This is a genomic window from Pseudoxanthomonas kalamensis DSM 18571 (genome assembly GCF_010211745.1).
In the GTDB taxonomy this organism is placed as follows: Bacteria; Pseudomonadota; Gammaproteobacteria; order Xanthomonadales; family Xanthomonadaceae; genus Pseudoxanthomonas_A; species Pseudoxanthomonas_A kalamensis.
The window spans coordinates 433,536-449,888 of record NZ_PDWQ01000003.1 but is presented as its reverse complement, the minus strand read 5'-3'; the positions used below and the strand labels follow the sequence as shown (position 1 = coordinate 449,888).

The 16,353-nt window shown below is 64.4% G+C and carries 15 protein-coding genes; 12 read left to right on the top strand and 3 right to left on the bottom strand.

Annotation, left to right across the window (positions count from 1 at the left end; genetic code table 11):
* Positions 1 to 82 precede the first annotated feature (82 nt).
* The 4 genes from CSC70_RS08400 (at position 83) to CSC70_RS08385 (ending at position 3,347) form a co-directional block, all read left to right on the top strand.
* Entirely contained in the window at positions 83 to 574 is a 492-nt protein-coding gene (locus tag CSC70_RS08400) for a DUF456 domain-containing protein (RefSeq protein ID WP_162456206.1), read from the top strand.
* A 65-nt stretch (positions 575 to 639) separates the two neighbouring features.
* The gene (locus CSC70_RS08395) at positions 640 to 1,782 is read left to right on the top strand and encodes a phospholipase A (RefSeq protein ID WP_162456205.1); all 1,143 of its coding nucleotides are present in this window, start codon (positions 640 to 642) and stop codon (positions 1,780 to 1,782) included.
* On the top strand, positions 1,782 to 2,135 hold the full coding sequence (gene arsC, locus CSC70_RS08390; protein ID WP_162456204.1) for an arsenate reductase (glutaredoxin): 354 nt from the start codon (positions 1,782 to 1,784) through the stop codon (positions 2,133 to 2,135). Before CSC70_RS08395 ends, arsC begins: the two co-directional genes overlap by 1 nt.
* Positions 2,136 to 2,237: 102 nt before the next feature.
* Entirely contained in the window at positions 2,238 to 3,347 is a 1,110-nt protein-coding gene (locus CSC70_RS08385; RefSeq protein ID WP_211369454.1) for a sterol desaturase family protein, read from the top strand.
* A 37-nt stretch (positions 3,348 to 3,384) separates the two neighbouring features.
* Here CSC70_RS08385 and CSC70_RS08380 read toward each other — a convergent pair whose 3' ends face one another.
* Positions 3,385 to 4,920, bottom strand: a complete 1,536-nt coding sequence (locus tag CSC70_RS08380) for a fumarate hydratase (protein ID WP_162456203.1) — start codon at positions 4,918 to 4,920, stop codon at positions 3,385 to 3,387.
* Positions 4,921 to 4,988: 68 nt separating this feature from the next.
* Here CSC70_RS08380 and CSC70_RS08375 point away from each other — a divergent pair, with 68 nt between their 5' ends.
* Positions 4,989 to 6,896, top strand: coding sequence for an ABC transporter ATP-binding protein (locus CSC70_RS08375; protein WP_246189364.1), 1,908 nt, complete (start codon positions 4,989 to 4,991; stop codon positions 6,894 to 6,896).
* 12 nt (positions 6,897 to 6,908) lie between these two features.
* Here the strand turns inward: CSC70_RS08375 and CSC70_RS08370 are convergent, their stop codons facing one another.
* A complete protein-coding gene (locus CSC70_RS08370) occupies positions 6,909 to 7,721 on the bottom strand; it encodes an amidohydrolase (RefSeq protein ID WP_162456202.1) in 813 nt (270 codons plus the stop codon).
* A gap of 93 nt (positions 7,722 to 7,814) precedes the next feature.
* Positions 7,815 to 8,963, bottom strand: a complete 1,149-nt coding sequence (locus tag CSC70_RS08365) for a pyridoxal phosphate-dependent aminotransferase (RefSeq protein ID WP_162456266.1) — start codon at positions 8,961 to 8,963, stop codon at positions 7,815 to 7,817.
* A 63-nt stretch (positions 8,964 to 9,026) separates the two neighbouring features.
* Between CSC70_RS08365 and CSC70_RS08360 the strand changes: the two genes are divergently transcribed.
* The 7 genes from CSC70_RS08360 (at position 9,027) to CSC70_RS08330 (ending at position 16,243) form a co-directional block, all read left to right on the top strand.
* Positions 9,027 to 9,506 (top strand): DUF3293 domain-containing protein, encoded by a 480-nt coding sequence (locus CSC70_RS08360; protein ID WP_211369453.1) that lies wholly within the window; start codon positions 9,027 to 9,029, stop codon positions 9,504 to 9,506.
* A gap of 27 nt (positions 9,507 to 9,533) precedes the next feature.
* Entirely contained in the window at positions 9,534 to 10,154 is a 621-nt protein-coding gene (ccmA, locus tag CSC70_RS08355) for a heme ABC exporter ATP-binding protein CcmA (protein WP_162456200.1), read from the top strand.
* On the top strand, positions 10,151 to 10,834 hold the full coding sequence (ccmB, locus tag CSC70_RS08350) for a heme exporter protein CcmB (RefSeq protein WP_162456199.1): 684 nt from the start codon (positions 10,151 to 10,153) through the stop codon (positions 10,832 to 10,834). The genes ccmA and ccmB overlap by 4 nt, the downstream gene beginning before the upstream one ends.
* A gap of 214 nt (positions 10,835 to 11,048) precedes the next feature.
* The gene (locus CSC70_RS08345) at positions 11,049 to 11,735 is read left to right on the top strand and encodes a TetR/AcrR family transcriptional regulator (protein ID WP_162456198.1); all 687 of its coding nucleotides are present in this window, start codon (positions 11,049 to 11,051) and stop codon (positions 11,733 to 11,735) included.
* Positions 11,736 to 11,869: 134 nt separating this feature from the next.
* Entirely contained in the window at positions 11,870 to 12,925 is a 1,056-nt protein-coding gene (locus tag CSC70_RS08340) for a DmsE family decaheme c-type cytochrome (RefSeq protein WP_162456197.1), read from the top strand.
* A gap of 10 nt (positions 12,926 to 12,935) precedes the next feature.
* Positions 12,936 to 15,467: an MtrB/PioB family outer membrane beta-barrel protein gene (locus CSC70_RS08335; RefSeq protein WP_162456196.1), complete on the top strand. Its 2,532-nt coding sequence runs from the start codon at positions 12,936 to 12,938 to the stop codon at positions 15,465 to 15,467.
* Positions 15,464 to 16,243, top strand: a complete 780-nt coding sequence (locus CSC70_RS08330; protein WP_162456195.1) for a c-type cytochrome — start codon at positions 15,464 to 15,466, stop codon at positions 16,241 to 16,243. The genes CSC70_RS08335 and CSC70_RS08330 overlap by 4 nt, the downstream gene beginning before the upstream one ends.
* Positions 16,244 to 16,353 lie beyond the last annotated feature (110 nt).

Below are 16,353 nucleotides of genomic sequence, written 5' to 3'. Positions count from 1 at the left end.
CACACTAACCCGCCCCCTGTAAAATTGCAATTGCTGAATTTGTCATTCGACATTTCATGTAACCAATTGATTTGTAAGTAATATGCCTCTTGAGTTGCAACCCGTGTGGTACGTGCTGGCCGGCGTGCTGATCCTGATCGGGGTCGCCGGCGTGATCCTGCCGGCCCTGCCGGGCCTGCCGCTGGTCTTCGTCGGCATGCTGCTGGCCGCCTGGGCGGGCAATTTCGAGCAGATCGGCTGGGTCACGTTGACCCTGCTGGGATTGCTGACCCTGCTGTCGCTGGCGGTCGACGTTTTCTCGACCGCGATCGGCGCGCAACGGGTCGGCGCCAGCCGCAAGGCGCTGCTCGGCTCGGTGCTGGGAAGCCTGATCGGCCTGTTCTTCATGCCGATCGGGTTGCTGGTCGGGCCCTTCGTCGGCGCCCTGGCCGGCGAGCTGTGGCACAGCCGCGAATGGCGAAAGGCCACCAAGGTCGGTTTCGGCACCTGGCTGGGCATCGTGATCGGCGTGGTCCTCAAGCTGGGCCTGACCTTTGCCATGCTGGGCCTGTTCGTGTTCGCCTGGCTGGTCTGAAACACCTGCGGCACGCGAATCGATTAGCATTGCTGCACTCATCGGTAAAGGAATTGTCCGTCCGCATGCGACACCCCCCGCTTGCCGCCCTCGCCCTGTTGCCGCTGGCGACCCCGACCCTGCTGTTGGCCGCCTCGCCGCAGACCCTGGAAGCCTGTGCCGGCATCGAAAGCGATGCCCGACGGCTGCAGTGCTACGACGCGCTGGCCGGCCGTGGATCGCACGATGCCAGCCTGGCCGACCAGGCCGCTGCCGAAGCCCGGCTGGCGGCCGAAGATGTCGCCGTCGAGAACAAGCCCGCGGACCCTGCCGAGTCCCGCCTGCGGCAACGGGTCGACGAGTTGTTCAAGTACGACGAATCCGCCTCGGCCCAGGCGCTCGGCAACGCCGGTCGCGGCTCGCTGCTGGATAGCCGCTGGGAACTGGCCCGCGACTCCAAGCTGGGTACCTTCAACCTGCGCGCCTACAAGCCGGTGTACCTGTTGCCGGCGTTCTGGACCAGCGAGACCAACGAACTGCCGTATTCGCCGAACCCGGCCAACCGGGTGACCACCCCGCAGAACCTGCAGAACACCGAGCTCAAATTCCAGCTCAGCTTCAAGACCAAGGTCGCCGAGAACCTGTTCGGCGACAACGGCGACGTCTGGGTCGGCTATACCCAGAGCTCGCGCTGGCAGGCCTACAACAGCGAGACCTCGCGCCCGTTCCGCGAAACCAACTACGAACCGGAAGCAATACTAGTGTTCCGCAACAGCTACCACCTCGGTGGCTGGGCTGGACGCATGACCGGCATTTCGCTGACCCACCAGTCCAACGGTCGTGCCGACCCGCTGTCGCGCAGCTGGAACCGGGTGATCCTGAACGTCGGCCTGGACCGCGAGAACTGGGCGCTGGTGCTGCGGCCGTGGTACCGCATCGAGGAAGACGCCGAGGACGACAACAATCACGACATGGAAGACTACATCGGCCGCGGCGATGCCACCCTGACCTACCATCGCGACGGCCACGAGGTCTCGCTGATGGCGCGGCATTCGCTGCGCGGCGGCGACCGCTCGCACGGCGCGTTGCAGCTGGACTGGGGGTTTCCGATCAACAACCTGCTGCGCGGACACGTGCAGGTGTTCGACGGTTACGGCGAGAGCATGATCGACTACAACCACAAGGCGACCTACATCGGTCTCGGCGTTTCACTGCTGGAGTGGTACTGATGGCCGACGTCACGATCTACCACAACCCGCGCTGCGGCACTTCGCGCAACACCCTGGCAATGATCCGCAACGCCGGCATCGAGCCGAGCGTGATCGAATACCTGCAGGACCCGCCCGACCGCGCCACCCTGCTGGCGCTGATCGAGCGCATGCAGGTGCCGGTGCGCGAGGTGATGCGGCAGAAGGAATCCCTGTACGCCGAACTGGGGCTGGCCGAGGCCGACGACGCGGCGCTGGTCGAGGCGATGCTGGCGCATCCGGTCCTGATCAACCGGCCGATCGTCGTCACCGCACTGGGCGCACGCCTGTGCCGCCCGCCCGAGGCGGTGCTCGACATTCTACCGACGCCGTAACCGGGCTCGCGGGAGGGCGAAGCAGGAGTCGGCTTGGACGGCAGGCACATCGACTGACATACAATCCCGGGTAGGAAGACCCCCCATCCGCAAGGAGGCCTCGTGACCCGCCCGCGCCGTTCGTTCTTCGCCTATGCCTCGGCCATGCTCGGCGTGCTGAGCCTGTTGGCGGTGCTGTGTTTCCACTTCCCGGAACTGCTGACCAGCAAGGAATTCCGTGCGGTCTACAGCGAACAGTTCGCCCGCCACCTGCTGCTGGCCGGGCTGGTCGCCGCCTTCATCCTCGGCACCCTGGCCATCCTGCGCGACCGCAACAAGCGCATCGCCACCATCGGCGTGGGCGCTGCAACGCTGGCGGTGCTGCTGGGTGGCACCAACGTGCAGTTCGATGCGATCGGCAAGACGCCGTACTCGCTGGGGCTGGACTGGTTCGTGATCTCGCTGTTCTTCTCGGCACTGGTGTTCGTGCCGCTGGAGCGCTACCTCGGCCAGCGCCAGGTCTCGCCGTTGCGCCCCGGCTGGCGGACCGACGTGGCCTACTTCTTCATGAGCCACGTGCTGGTGCAGTTCATCCTGATCCTGGTGACCGCGTCGACCTCGACCATCGCCGGACTGGCCGCGTTCCCGGCGCTGAAGAACCTGATCCAGTCGCTGCCGGTGTGGGCGCAATTCCTGATCGCCGTGTTCATGGCCGACCTCGCCCAGGCCGTGCTGCATCGGGCCTATCACAACGTGCCGTGGCTATGGCGCTTCCACGCCGTACACCACTCCAGCCGCGAGATGGACTGGCTGGCCGGCTCGCGCATCCATTTCGTCGAGATCGTGCTGACCCGCAGCGCAGTGCTGCTGCCGCTGCTGGTGCTGGGCTTTTCCGCCTCGGCGGTGAACGCCTACGTGATCCTGGTCGGCCTGCAGGCCGTACTCGCCCACGCCAACCTCGGCATCCGTTTCGGCTGGCTGGAGTATCTGGTCGTGCTGCCGCGTTATCACCACTGGCACCACGCCCGGCACGAGGACTATCTGGACGTGAACTACGCGATCCACCTGCCGCTGGTGGACATGCTGATGGGCACCTTCAAGCTGCCGCGTGACCGCGGCCAATGGCCGCGGGAATACGGGGTGATGAAACTGGAAAGCGTGCCGCGCGGCATCCTGCGCCAGCACCTGATGCCGTTCCAGGGCGGCAGGAAGTTCGACGATTACGTGAACTGAGCGTCCGCCGCTCCAGCAACAAGCACGGTCGCCTTGCTCATGCTGGTTCGACCACCACCGGGATCTTGCCGATTCGCGCCTGCCACTCGCGCGGACCGGTCCTGTGCACCGAAGTGCCTTGGGAGTCCACGGCGACGGTGACCGGCATGTCCTTGACCTCGAACTCGTAGATCGCCTCCATGCCGAGATCGGCGAAGCCGACGACCTTGGCTGCCTTGATCGCCTTCGACACCAGATATGCGGAACCGCCGACTGCCATCAGATAGACCGACTGGTGCTTGCGGATGGCGTCCAAGGCCGCCGGTCCGCGCTCGGCCTTGCCGATCATGCCCAGCAGGCCTGTCTGCGCCAGCACCTGTTCGGTGAACTTGTCCATGCGGGTGGCGGTGGTCGGGCCGGCCGGACCCACGACTTCGTCGCGCACCGGATCGACCGGGCCGACGTAATAGATGAAGCGCCCCTTCAGATCGACGGGCAGCTGCTCGCCCTTGTTGAGCATGTCGACCATGCGCTTGTGCGCGGCATCGCGGCCGGTGAGCATCTTGCCGTTGAGCAGCAACACTTCGCCGGGCTTGAAGGTCAACACGTCTTCCGGCGTGATCGTGTCGAGGTTCACCCGTCGTGCGTTCTGCGGGTTGTAGGTCAGCTTCGGCCAGTCATCCAGCGACGGCGGCGTCAACGCCACCGGGCCGGAGCCGTCGAGGGTGAAATGCGCGTGGCGGGTCGCGGCGCAGTTCGGGATCATCGCCACCGGCAGGTTGGCTGCGTGCGTGGGGTAATCCTTGATCTTGATATCGAGCACCGTGGTCAGCCCGCCCAGACCCTGCGCACCGATGCCGAGGGCGTTGACCTTTTCGTACAACTCCAGTCGCAGTTCCTCGATCCGATTGGACGGCCCGCGCGCGATCAACTCCTGGATGTCGATGTGTTCCATCAGCGACTCCTTGGCCAGCAACATCGCCTTCTCGGCGGTGCCGCCGATGCCGATGCCGAGCATGCCCGGCGGGCACCAGCCGGCGCCCATGGTTGGTACCGTCTTCAGCACCCAGTCGACGATGGAGTCGGACGGATTGAGCATGGCGAACTTGCTCTTGGCCTCCGAACCGCCGCCCTTGGCCGCGACGATCACGTCCACGGTGTTGCCCGGCACGATCTTGACGTTGATCACCGCCGGGGTGTTGTCGCGGGTGTTCTGGCGCTTGCCGGCTGGATCGGCCAACACCGAGGCGCGCAGCTTGTTGTCCGGGTCGTTGTAGGCGCGGCGCACGCCTTCGTTGACGGCGTCTTCCAGCGAGCCGGTGAAGCCCTCCCAGCGCACGTCCATGCCCACTTCCAGGAACACGGTGACGATGCCGGTGTCCTGGCAGATCGGCCGGTGGCCTTCGGCGCACATCCGCGAGTTGATCAGGATCTGCGCCATCGCGTCCTTGGCCGCCGGCGATTCCTCGCGCTCGTAGGCCGTCGCCAGGCTGCGGATGTAATCGACCGGGTGGTAATAGCTGATGTACTGCAGCGCGTCGGCAATGGACTGGATCAGGTCTTGCTGGCGAATGCTGGCGGGGGAAGCGTTCACGGCGGGCTCGGTGCTTGCAGGGGAATCGATATTTTACCCGAGGCCACCTCACCCGATGCCCGATCCGCATGCACAATAGGTCTATGCCGACCGACAACTCCCGCACCGCCGAAGCCGCTCCCAAGCCGAGTACCGCCGAATCCCGCCTCAGCCTGCGCCAGCGTTTCGACGCGATGCGCAACCTGCCGCCGTTCCTGAAGCAGGTCTGGGCCACCAGCCCCGCGCTGGCCGTAACCAGCATCGGCCTGCGCCTGATCCGCGCGCTGATGCCGCTGGCCACGCTGTACATCGGCAAGCTGATCATCGACGAAGTGGTGCGACTGGTCGGGCTCGGGCTGCCGTTCGACCAGCTCGGCGACGCCTGGCGCGACGGCATGCTAAATCACCTGCTGTGGCTGCTGGCGCTGGAGTTCGGCCTGGCGATCCTGTCCGACCTGCTCGGCCGTCTGGTCGGCTACGCCGATACCCTGCTGTCGGAGCTGTTCAACAACGCCACCAGTATCCGCCTGATGGAGCACGCGGCGACCCTGGACCTGGAGGATTTCGAGGACGCCGACCTGCAGGACCAGCTGGAACGCGCGCGCCGGCAGACCATGGGCCGCTCCAACCTGATGAGTCTGCTGTTCGGGCAGGCGCAGGACACCATTACCGTGATCAGCCTGGCCGCCGGCCTGGTGGTGTACGCGCCATGGTTGATCGTATTGCTAGCGGTGGCGCTGGTACCAGCATTCCTTGGCGAATCGCATTTCAACACCCAGGGCTACTCGCTCAACTTCCGCTGGACGCCCGAGCGCCGCCAGCTGGAATACCTGCGCCAGGCCGGCGCCAGCGTGGAGACAGCCAAAGAGGTCAAGATCTTCAACCTCAACCGCTTCCTGATCGACCGCTACCGCGACCTCGCCAACAAGTTCTATCTGGCCAACCGCCAACTGGCGCGGCAGCGTGCCTTCTGGGGCACCCTGCTGGCCGCGCTCGGCACGATGGGCTACTACGCCGCCTACGGCTACATCGCCTGGCGCACGGTGCGCGGCGATTTCAGCATCGGCGACCTGACCTTCCTGGCCGGCAGCTTCCAGCGCCTGCGCCAGTTGCTGGAAGGCCTGCTGGCCGGGTTCTCGCAGGTCGCCAGCCAGGCCCTGTACCTGGATGACCTGTTCTCGTTCTTCGAAGTCCAGCCGGAGATCGTCTCGCCGCCGCATCCGGTCGCGTTCCCGCGGCCGATCTGCCGGGGTTTCGTGTTCGAAGGCGTCGGCTTCCGCTATCCGGGCGCCGAGCGCTGGGCGGTGCGCGAACTGAGCTTCGAGCTGCGCGCCGGCGAAGTGCTGGCCCTGGTCGGCGAGAACGGCGCCGGCAAGACCACCCTGGTCAAGCTGCTGGCGCGGCTGTACGACCCCGACGAGGGCCGCATCCTGCTCGACGGCCACGACCTGCGCGACTACGACATCGACGAATTGCGCGCCAACATCGGGGTGATCTTCCAGGACTTCGTCCGCTACCACCTGACCGCCGGCGAGAACATCGGCATGGGCCAGGTGGAGTTCATCGGCGATGGCGAACGCATCCGCCGCGCCGCCGAGCGCGGCATGGCCGACGAGGTGGTCGCCACCCTGCCGCACGGCTACGACCAGCTGATCGGCCGCCGTTTCCATACCGGCCTGGACCTGTCCGGCGGCCAGTGGCAGAAGATCGCCATCGCCCGCGCCTACATGCGCGACGCGCAGGTGATGATCCTGGACGAACCGACCGCGGCGCTCGATGCGCGCAGCGAGTTCGAGGTATTCCAGCGCTTCAAGGAACTATCCGACGACCGTACCGCGGTGCTGATATCGCACCGTTTCTCCAGCGTGCGCATGGCCGACCGCATCCTGGTGCTGGACCAGGGCAAGGTGGAAGCCAGCGGCACCCACGAACAATTGATGGCGCAGGGCGGCCGCTACGCCGAGCTGTTCGAACTGCAGGCAGCCGGTTACCGCTGAGGCCGCACACGCTCAGTCCAGTGTGAAACGGTCCGCATCCAGCATCGCCGGGAAACGTTCACGGTGTTGCAGCAGCGCCTCGGCCGAGGCGATGGTGGTCACGATGCCCTCTTCCGGCCCCATCTCGGCCAACGGCTGGCCGAGACAGTCGATCAGCGCGCTGTCGCCGGCGTAATCGAGCTGGTTGCCGTCGCGGCCGACCCGGTTGACCGCGGCCACATAGCACAGGTTCTCGATCGCACGGGCGCGAAGCAGGGTCTTCCAGGCGTACGCGCGTGGCGATGGCCAGTTGGCAACGAACAGTTGCAGGTCGAAGTCCAGCCCACCGGGCCGCTCGACGTCGTAGCGGTTGCGGCAGAACACCGGGAAACGCAGGTCGTAGCAGACCTGCGGATTGATCCGCCAGCCCTTCCACTCCACCGTCAGCCGTTCGCGCCCGGCCGCGTAGCGCTTGTGCTCGCCGGCGTAGCGGAACAGGTGGCGCTTGTCGTACCAGTCCAGCTCGCCGTCGGGCGTCGCCCACAGCAGGCGATTGAATACCTGGACCGCGCCGTCGCCGCCTTCGTTCCGCAGCTGCACGCTGCCGGTCACGGCGGCGCCGAGGTCGCGCGCCTGCTGCCGGATCCACGCCACCGTCGGCCCGTCCATGTCCTCGGCCCTGTCGATGGCATCGTTGCTGAAGCCACTGGTGAAGGTTTCCGGCAGGACCACCAGGTCGGTGTTGCCGGCCAGCGGCGCGATCAGCTCAGCGTAGTACCCGCGGTTGCCAACCGGGTCGTGCCAGCGGGTCGCGCCCTGGACCAGGGAAATGCGCAGGTCTTGCATCGTTCGTGTTCCTGTAGGGGGGGCTTCCTGCAGGAGCGGCGTCAGCCGCGAAGAAGCTTTCCCATGAAAGCCCGGTCGCGGCTGATGCCGCCCCTACAGCCTTTTCAAGCGCCCGATCGCCGCGTCCAGCGTGGCCTCGTTCTTGGCGAAACACAAGCGCGCCAGCCTCTGCCCCGGCGGCGGCACGGCGTAGAACGGCGACAGCGGGATCGCGGCGACGCCGTGCTCGATGGTCAGCCAGCGGACGAATTCGTGATCCGGCAGATCGCTGACCGCCGAATAATCCACCAGCTGGAAATACCCGCCCGGCACCGGCAGCGGCTGCAGTTTCGTCTGCAGCAGCTGCGCGCGGAAGCGGTCGCGCTTGACCTGGTAGAACGCGCCGAGCTGCTCGTAGTGCTCGGGTTCGGCGCGGATCATTTCGGCGAAGGCATATTGCGCCGGGGAGAAGCTGGTGAAGGTGTTGTACTGGTGGACCTTGCGGAATTCCGCACTCAGCGCCGGCGGCGCGATCGCGTAGCCGATCTTCCAGCCGGTGCAGTGGTAGGTCTTGCCGAAGCTGGACACGACGAAGGCGCGCTCGCGCAGTTCCGGGTAACGCAGCGCCGATTCGTGACGACGGCCGTCGAACACGATGTGCTCGTAGACCTCGTCGGAGATCAGGAAAATGCCGCTGTCGCGCAGGATCGCGGCCAGCGCCTGCATGTCGCCTTCGTCCAGCATGGCGCCGGACGGGTTGTGCGGACTGTTGATCATCAGCAGCCGGGTGCGCGGAGTGATCGCCGCCCGCACCCGTTCCCAGTCCACGGCAAAGGTCTGCGGATCCAGCGGCACATGCACGGCGACCGCGCCCGCCAGTTCGATCGCCGGCTCGTAGCTGTCGTAGGCCGGGTCCAGCACGATCACCTCGTCACCGGTCCGCGCCACCGCGTGGATCGCATCGAACAGCGCCTCGGTGGCGCCGCTGGTCACGGTAATCTCGCTTTCGGCGTCGACCCGTACCTCGTAACAGCGCGCCACCTTGTCGGCGATCGCCTGCCGCAGCGCCGGCACGCCGGTCATCGGCGCGTACTGGTTGTGGCCCTCGCGCATGGCCTGCGCCAGCGCATCGACCAGTCGCGCCGGCGCCGGAAAGTCGGGGAAGCCCTGACCCAGGTTGACCGCGCCGTGCTTGGCGGCCAGCTGCGACATCACCGTGAAAATGGTGGTCCCCACCTTGGGCAGCTTGGTTTGCAAAGCGATCTCCGATGGTTCAGGGTACGGGGGCCGCAGTGTACGCAAAGCGGGCGACTGGGGATCGCGGACATGTCCAAAGACAGTGTTCCGGGAACGGAAACGACCGTGCAACTGGCCAGAGCCTATGCCCTGGCCCATTACTTCGTCGCCATCGGCCGGCGCGAATGGCTGTTCCAGGTCGGCATGCCAGCCGACGACATCGAACGCCTGCTGCCGGGCGCCAGCTACACCTTCATCACCGCCTGGAACCCGCACTCCGATGCCGCCACCCCGGGCGAGAACCGACTGGCGGGCGAACGCCTGAGCCAGCGCCTGTCCAGTGCCGGCTACAACGCCTGCACCGCCCTGGGCTGCAATGCGCAGGGCGGTGCGGTCGAATACGGCCAACTGGTGTCGGACCTGCCACTACACCAGGCAGAGGCGCTGGCCCGCGACTTCGGCCAGGCCGGAATCCTGTACTGGCAGCAGGGACAACCGGTCCGCCTGCGCATGTTGTGGCCGCGCCCGGACGATGCCTTCGACCATCCCTATACCGACTGGGCCGGCTGAAGCGCGCTTGCCGATACAATGGCGACGATGAGCGCCGTCGCTTCCTCCCCGCCCCTGCTGACCGCAAGCGGCCTGGCCTTTTCCCGCAACGACATGCCGGTGTTCGGGCCGCTGGACTTTTCCGTGCAGGCCGGCGAGGCCCTGCTGGTGCAAGGCGACAATGGCGCCGGCAAGACCACCCTGCTGCGGGTGCTCGCCGGTCTGCTGTCGGCCGATGCCGGCAGCGTGCGCTTCGCTTCGCCGCACGGTGCGGCCTATCTGGGACACCTGCCGGGTCTGAAGGCCGACCTGAGCGCCGTCGAGAATCTCGAATTCCTGTGCGGCCTGCATGGACAGCGCGACGGACACGGCATCGACGAAGCGATGGCCATCGTCGGCCTGGCCGGTTACCAGGAAGCGCTGGCACGGCAGTTGTCGGCCGGGCAGAAGAAGCGCCTGTCGCTGGCCCGGCTGTGGCTGTCGCCGGCGCAGCTGTGGCTGCTCGACGAACCCTATGCCAACCTCGACCTGGACGGCATCAATCTGGTCAACCGGATGATTTCGGCACAGTTGCAGGCCGGCGGCGCGGCGCTGGTCACCACCCACGGCGCCTACGCGGCGCCGCCGGTGCGCACTTCCACCCTGCTGCTGCGGGCGGTGACCGGATGAATTCGCCGACCCTGCTTTCCAGCGCCCGCACCCTGCTGCTGCGCGACCTGCGGCTGCTGTGGCGCCGGCGCGGCGACGCCTTCCAGCCAATGCTGTTCGCCCTGCTGGTGGTGGTGCTGTTCGCCCTCGCCCTGGGCCGCGATCCGCAACGACTGGCCAGTGTCGGCGCCGCCGTGCTGTGGGTGGCCGTGCTGCTCGCCGGCCTGCTTTCGCTGGACAGCCTGTTCCGCGGCGATGCCGACGACGGCTCGCTGGAGCAATGGCTGCTGGCGCCGGTACCGCTGACCTGGCTGGTAACGGTGCGCGTGTTCGGGCACTGGCTGGGCACCTCGCTGCCGCTGGTGCTGGCCACGCCGGTGTTCGCCGAACTGCTGCAATTGCCGCACGCACTGCTCCCGGTGCTGATGGTTTCGTTGCTGATGGGCACACTGCTGCTTGGCCTGCTCGGCTCGGTGATCGCGGCATTGACGGTCGGCATGCGCCGTTCCGGCATCCTGGTCGCGTTGCTGGCCTTGCCGCTGTACGTTCCCGTGCTGGTGTTCGGTGTCGGCAGCGTTGCCCGCGCAGCGCAAGGCGCCGATCCGGTTGGCCCTTTGCTGATGCTGGCCGCAGGACTGATATTGGTCATCATCCTTGCGCCGTTGGCGGCCGCTGCCGCGATAAAAATTTCGCTGAATTGACCCTGCCGGACAATTCGGTCCAGCAGAAATGTGCCATACACAAATGCGGGTGGTACCGTATACCGCGTCACGTCCGAACCACGGGACCTGAACTGCCCGGAACTGGAAACCTTTTGCAAGGCTCTCCGACCACCGCTGGCATCCTCCGGGCAGTTACATTGCGCATTCGGCCCCGCATCTCCGGCTTGCCACACTCCGTCTTCTGCCATCGAACATGAAACGCCAAGCAAAATCACGGACTGATTACGAAGCCTCGGCACCGATCAAGCCCCGCCCGCAAGTCGAATTGCGCAAGCGTGGCGAGGAGCGTGTCGAACGCATCTTGGCGGCCGCGACTGAGGTTTTCCTGGAAAAGGGTTACCGCAACGCGCGGCTGTCGGACATCGTCGCCAAGGCTGGCGGTTCGCTGGCCACTCTGTACCGCGTGTTCGGCGACAAGGAAGGATTGGCGCACGCGATCATGGCCCGCAGCATTCGCGCCTTCGGCGAGGATCTCGACGAACTTCTGCAGTCCCCGCTGCCGCCGGAACAGGCGCTGGTCACCGCCGCCGAACACATGCTGGACGAATTCCTGACCCCGGAACGGATCGTCACCCACCGCATCGTCCTGGCCGAAGGACTGCAGTTTCCCGAGTTGCGCGACTGGTTCTTCGCTTACGGAGTGGAGACTGCAGAACACTCGCTGACCGAATACTTCACCCGCGAAATGGATGCCGGACGGCTGAGACCCTTCCCTCCCGAACTGGCGGCCAGCCAGTTTTTCCCGATGGTATTCGGCACAGTGATCATTCACAGCGCCAGCGGCCGCATGGACCGGATGAGCCAGGAACAGCTGCGCGAAGGCGCCCGCAAGGCACTATCGATCTTCCTGCACGGCATGCTGCCCATTTCTGCGGCCTGATTGCCCCCCCTCCTCTCCGATTTTGCTGCACCCGCACTTGACCTTCTGGAAATTTGTTCCCAGACTTAAGTGTAATTGTGGTTATACCGTGCAATTAGCCAGCAGCATCGGCCAGCTAGTGCAAGGAGGGAACAATGCGATTTTTCGCGGGTTTGCTGCTTTCAGCAGTTGCCATTCTCGTGACTGTCGGCTGGCTGACGCCGGTTGGCGCGCAGGACACGCGGGGAAGCAACCCGCACAACTTGCCGGAAACCAATCTTGCAAGCGAAGGGCCGCAGGCTTGGCACGGCGGGTTTGATGCGCCCCCCGGCTTTGCCCACGCAACTGCAGCCCGCAATCCACAGGCCCCGGATGCTAAGCCTGTCGGCGAAGCCACTTGCACCGCCTGCCATTCGCGCGAGCAGCAGAACTTCGCCCATACAACCCATGCCTTGGGCATGCGCGTGGCGTTGGCCGCCGACCCCTCGACTGCAACCTGCGAGGCCTGTCACGGAGCCGGTTCGGCTCATGCCGAGAACCCCACAAAGAAAGGCCTGATCATCGCCTTTACCCACGACGGCGGCACCCCGATCCAGACACAGACCTCCAGCTGCCTCGGCTGTCACGCCGGCGGCCCTCGCGACCACTGGACCGGTTCGGTGCACCAGCGCAACGACCTGTCGTGCAGTGACTGCCACAACCCGATGGCCAAACTTTCGGCCGAGGGGCTGACCGCGAAGCAATCGATCAACGATACATGCGCGACCTGCCATAAGGACATCCGCCAGCAGTTCAACCGTCGCTCGCACATGCCCCTGCCAGAAGGCCAGATGGCCTGCGTCGACTGTCACAACCCACATGGGACGATCAATGCCCCCCTGCTGAAAACCAATACCGTCAACGAGACCTGCTACCAGTGCCACGCCGAGAAGCGCGGTCCATTCCTGTTCGAGCATGCACCAGTACGCGAAAGCTGCTTGAACTGCCACACCCCTCATGGGTCGAACCAGCATGCGTTGTTGGTCGCTCCGGTGCCGATGCTGTGTCAACAATGCCACTCGCACATGCGTCACCCCAACGATCTGTTCAACGAGCAGATGCTGGCTACCGGCGCAGCTCCGGACGAGCGTTTGATGGGACGTGGCTGCCTGAGCTGCCATTCCCAGATCCATGGTTCCAATAACCCTTCTGGACCGCGATTCCACAAGTAGCGGGAGAGCCATGATGTCCAAAGCTTGGCAAGCTCGAAACAGTTTATTGCGTCTGTCGCTGCTATCGTTGGCAATGGGCGCTGGTCACGCGTACGCGCAAGACAGCGGATTGGGTATTGACCTGCAGTTTGGCAACGCGCTCAACCCCGCCGGCAAACTCGACCATGGTTGCGACCCGGACAGCTATAGCTGGCTGGCTGGCGAACCCAAACGTACCCCGACCGGTTTCCTCTATACCTGCGTCCCGGCCACACCCGAATATGCCGAAGATGGCGAGTGGCTGAGCCGGAAAACGTTCCAGTTGGGCTACCTGTCGCTTTCCGGCGACGAGAACGCGATGCAGTGGCGGCGTTTCTCCAATTGGGACGACGGCATGGTCCTGGGGGCCGACCTGCGTTTCGAGCACCCATCCGACGGCCGCTACTTTGAATTCCACGGCTCGATGCTCAACGAAGACAGCCAGTACTACCGTGCCCTGCTCGGCAAAGCAGGCAAGTACCGGATGCAGGCCTTCGTTCGTTCCCAGCCGAATGTCGTCAGTGGCAACGCGCGCTCGATCTGGGACGGCATCGGCAGCCAACACCTGACATTGAAGGAGCCGCTGACTCCTACCACCAGCACCTCGGCGCAAGTCGCAGCGGTATCAGCAGCACAGCCGGAAAGTATCCTCAAGGTGGTTCGCGACAAGCAGGGGCTGGGCATCACTTACGCCTTCAACAAGCGCTGGACTGGCTACTTCAACGGCAGCCACGAGACCCGCGAGGGCGCACGTCAGTTCGGCGGCCCATTCTTCTTCAACTACCCGTTTCCCGACAACGGTGGTGTCTACGAAATTCCTCGCCCGATTGATGACAGCACAGTGAATCTCAATGGTGGCCTGCGTTTTGTTGGCAACCTGTGGCGGATGGAATTCGGCTATACCGGTTCATATTTCCGCAATGCTTACAACAGCTTCGATTACGAAGTACCACTGGGCACCTATCCCGTTGTACCAGTGTCGACCCCACAGCTCGGACTGGGCGAGTTCTCCTACGAACCCGACAACGACTACCACCAACTGCGCGCCAGCTTCAGCCGCAAGATCGCTTGGAACGGCGATTTCTCACTGACCACCTCGCTGACCCGCAGCAGCCAGAACGATGACTTGGTAGCACCGATGCCTTGCCAGGGCCAATTCGGCATCCCGCTTCCTGGATTCCTGTACGACTGCGCAGATTGGAACACCACTGCGGCGCTATCGCGCACCAAGGCCGATCTGGCCATCAACAGCCAGCTACTTGATGCACGCGTGGTACTGCAACCAACTGGCAATCTGACGTGGCGCGCCAGTGTCCGCTTCCAGCGCGACGATTACGACGGTACCTACTGGGCATACAACCCGTTGACCGGGCAATACGGCTACATTAGTGAAAACGGCGCTCAAGGCAGCGTGGTCCCTGGTGAAATGGGGGTCTGGGATCCTTATGGCAACGCTTCGGTGCTGACCCGGGTACGCAACCTGCCGCTCGACAAGGAAATCCATGAGGCCTCGACTGGCGCTGATTGGAGACTGGGGACGAGCAATACCGTCGGCGCCTCCTTCACTTTCAGCCGCACCGAGCGATCCCACCGCGAAGTCGAGGCCACCGACGACAACAGCATCAAGCTGAACTGGACCAATCGCTCGTTCGACTGGCTGACACTTCGGGTCAACTACACCTGGCTGAAGCGCAGTGGCAGCGAATACGAATACGACCCCTACGAGTTCACCTTCTCCAGCGACTTGCCCGGTTACGTCGAGCCAGTTGGCGGCACGATGGCGCATACGGTCGAGGAATTGCGCAAGTACGATGTTTCCAGTCGCGATCAGAACAAACTTGACGTGATGGCAACCTTCGTTCTGCCGCACGCGATGACGGTCTACGCCTCGGTGCGCGGCGACTGGAACGACTACGACGCCGAACTCGGTCGGCAGAAGTACGACACCCTCGGCGCCAGCCTGCAATGGGAGTGGCAACCGAACCCTGGCACCGTGGCCGGACTTTGGTACGGCCATGATCGATCGAAACTGGCGTTTGCCAACGTCAACGATACTGGCGCACTGACGGACAACCCCAGCCTCGGCGGTGAGAACTATCCTGAGGAAAACCGCTGGTGGCTCGACGACAAGCAACGCAATCACTACGCCGGTGCAAGCTGGTCTCAGCGAATCGGTCGCGCTACTCTCGATGGTTCCTGGAATTGGACGTACTCGCGCGGCATCACCGGTTACCGTTTCGCTTCACCGGCGGCGCTGACCGATCCGGCGTTAGCTCCGCTTCTGACTGGCGGCTACCCGCCAATGGTCTATCGCTCGAACTCGTACACGTTGAGCCTATTGCTACCACTCAGTTCACGGATCGGCGTGCGCCTGTTCGACACGTATGAGAAAGCAGTGATGTCCGACTGGCACTATCTCGGCTTTGCCGACGGCCAGGTCTTGGATCACCGCGTCTACACCGATGGTGGCCCCGAGAACTACAGCGTCAACCTGCTGGGCGTACTGCTGGAGATCCAGCTATGAGCCGAATCCGTTTCTCCTTGGGCTTCGTCGTCGCACTGGCCGTCAACGCGGCTGTCTTCGCACAATCGACTGCCAGCGACGAAACTGCAACCGCCGGCGCGCTTCCAGACGAAGCCTCCGCGGCGGTAACACACGACTGGTACGACCTTCGCCACCGTGGCGCACCGCCGGGGGATATCGAGGCCGGCCGCCGGAAGGCCGAGCTCTGCGCCACCTGCCACGGTCCCACCGGTGCAGTTTCGGTTGCACCAATGATTCCCACCTTGGCTGGGCAAAGCGCCAGCTACCTCTACTGGGAATTGATGGAATACAAGCGCGGCACACTACCGGACTCTCCGATGACGGTATTGACTGCCGAGGTCAGCGAAGAGGACATCCGTGACCTAGCCAGCTTCTACGCCACGCAGAAACCCGAGGCACAGCCGCACGACGACAGTGTTCCATCCCCCGATCCGACACTGCTGGCACGCGGTGAAGCGCTATACCTGCACGGCGACCCGGACAAAGGCATACCCCCTTGCCAAGGTTGCCATGGCTCCGACGCACGCGGGCACGCGCTGGCCGACCAAACCGACCGCAGCGGCAATACGCCCTACGCAATCTACCCAGCCTTGCGCAGTCAGCATGTTGTTTACCTGCAGTCGCGCTTGGATGCGTTCCATGAGGGCAAGATGCACTATTCGAGCAACGACGCCGTCATGACCAGCGTCGGCCAACGCCTTGATGCGGAAAGCATACAAGCCCTGTCCACCTGGCTGTCGAGTCTGCCGCCCTGAACCACGCACGCAGCCCGCATGCCTGGCAATAACAGCGCCATGCACAAGTTGAACTTCTTCCACTTCCGGGTTGTCGAAACTTCAAAGTTGGAAAAATCGACACGTGCTCG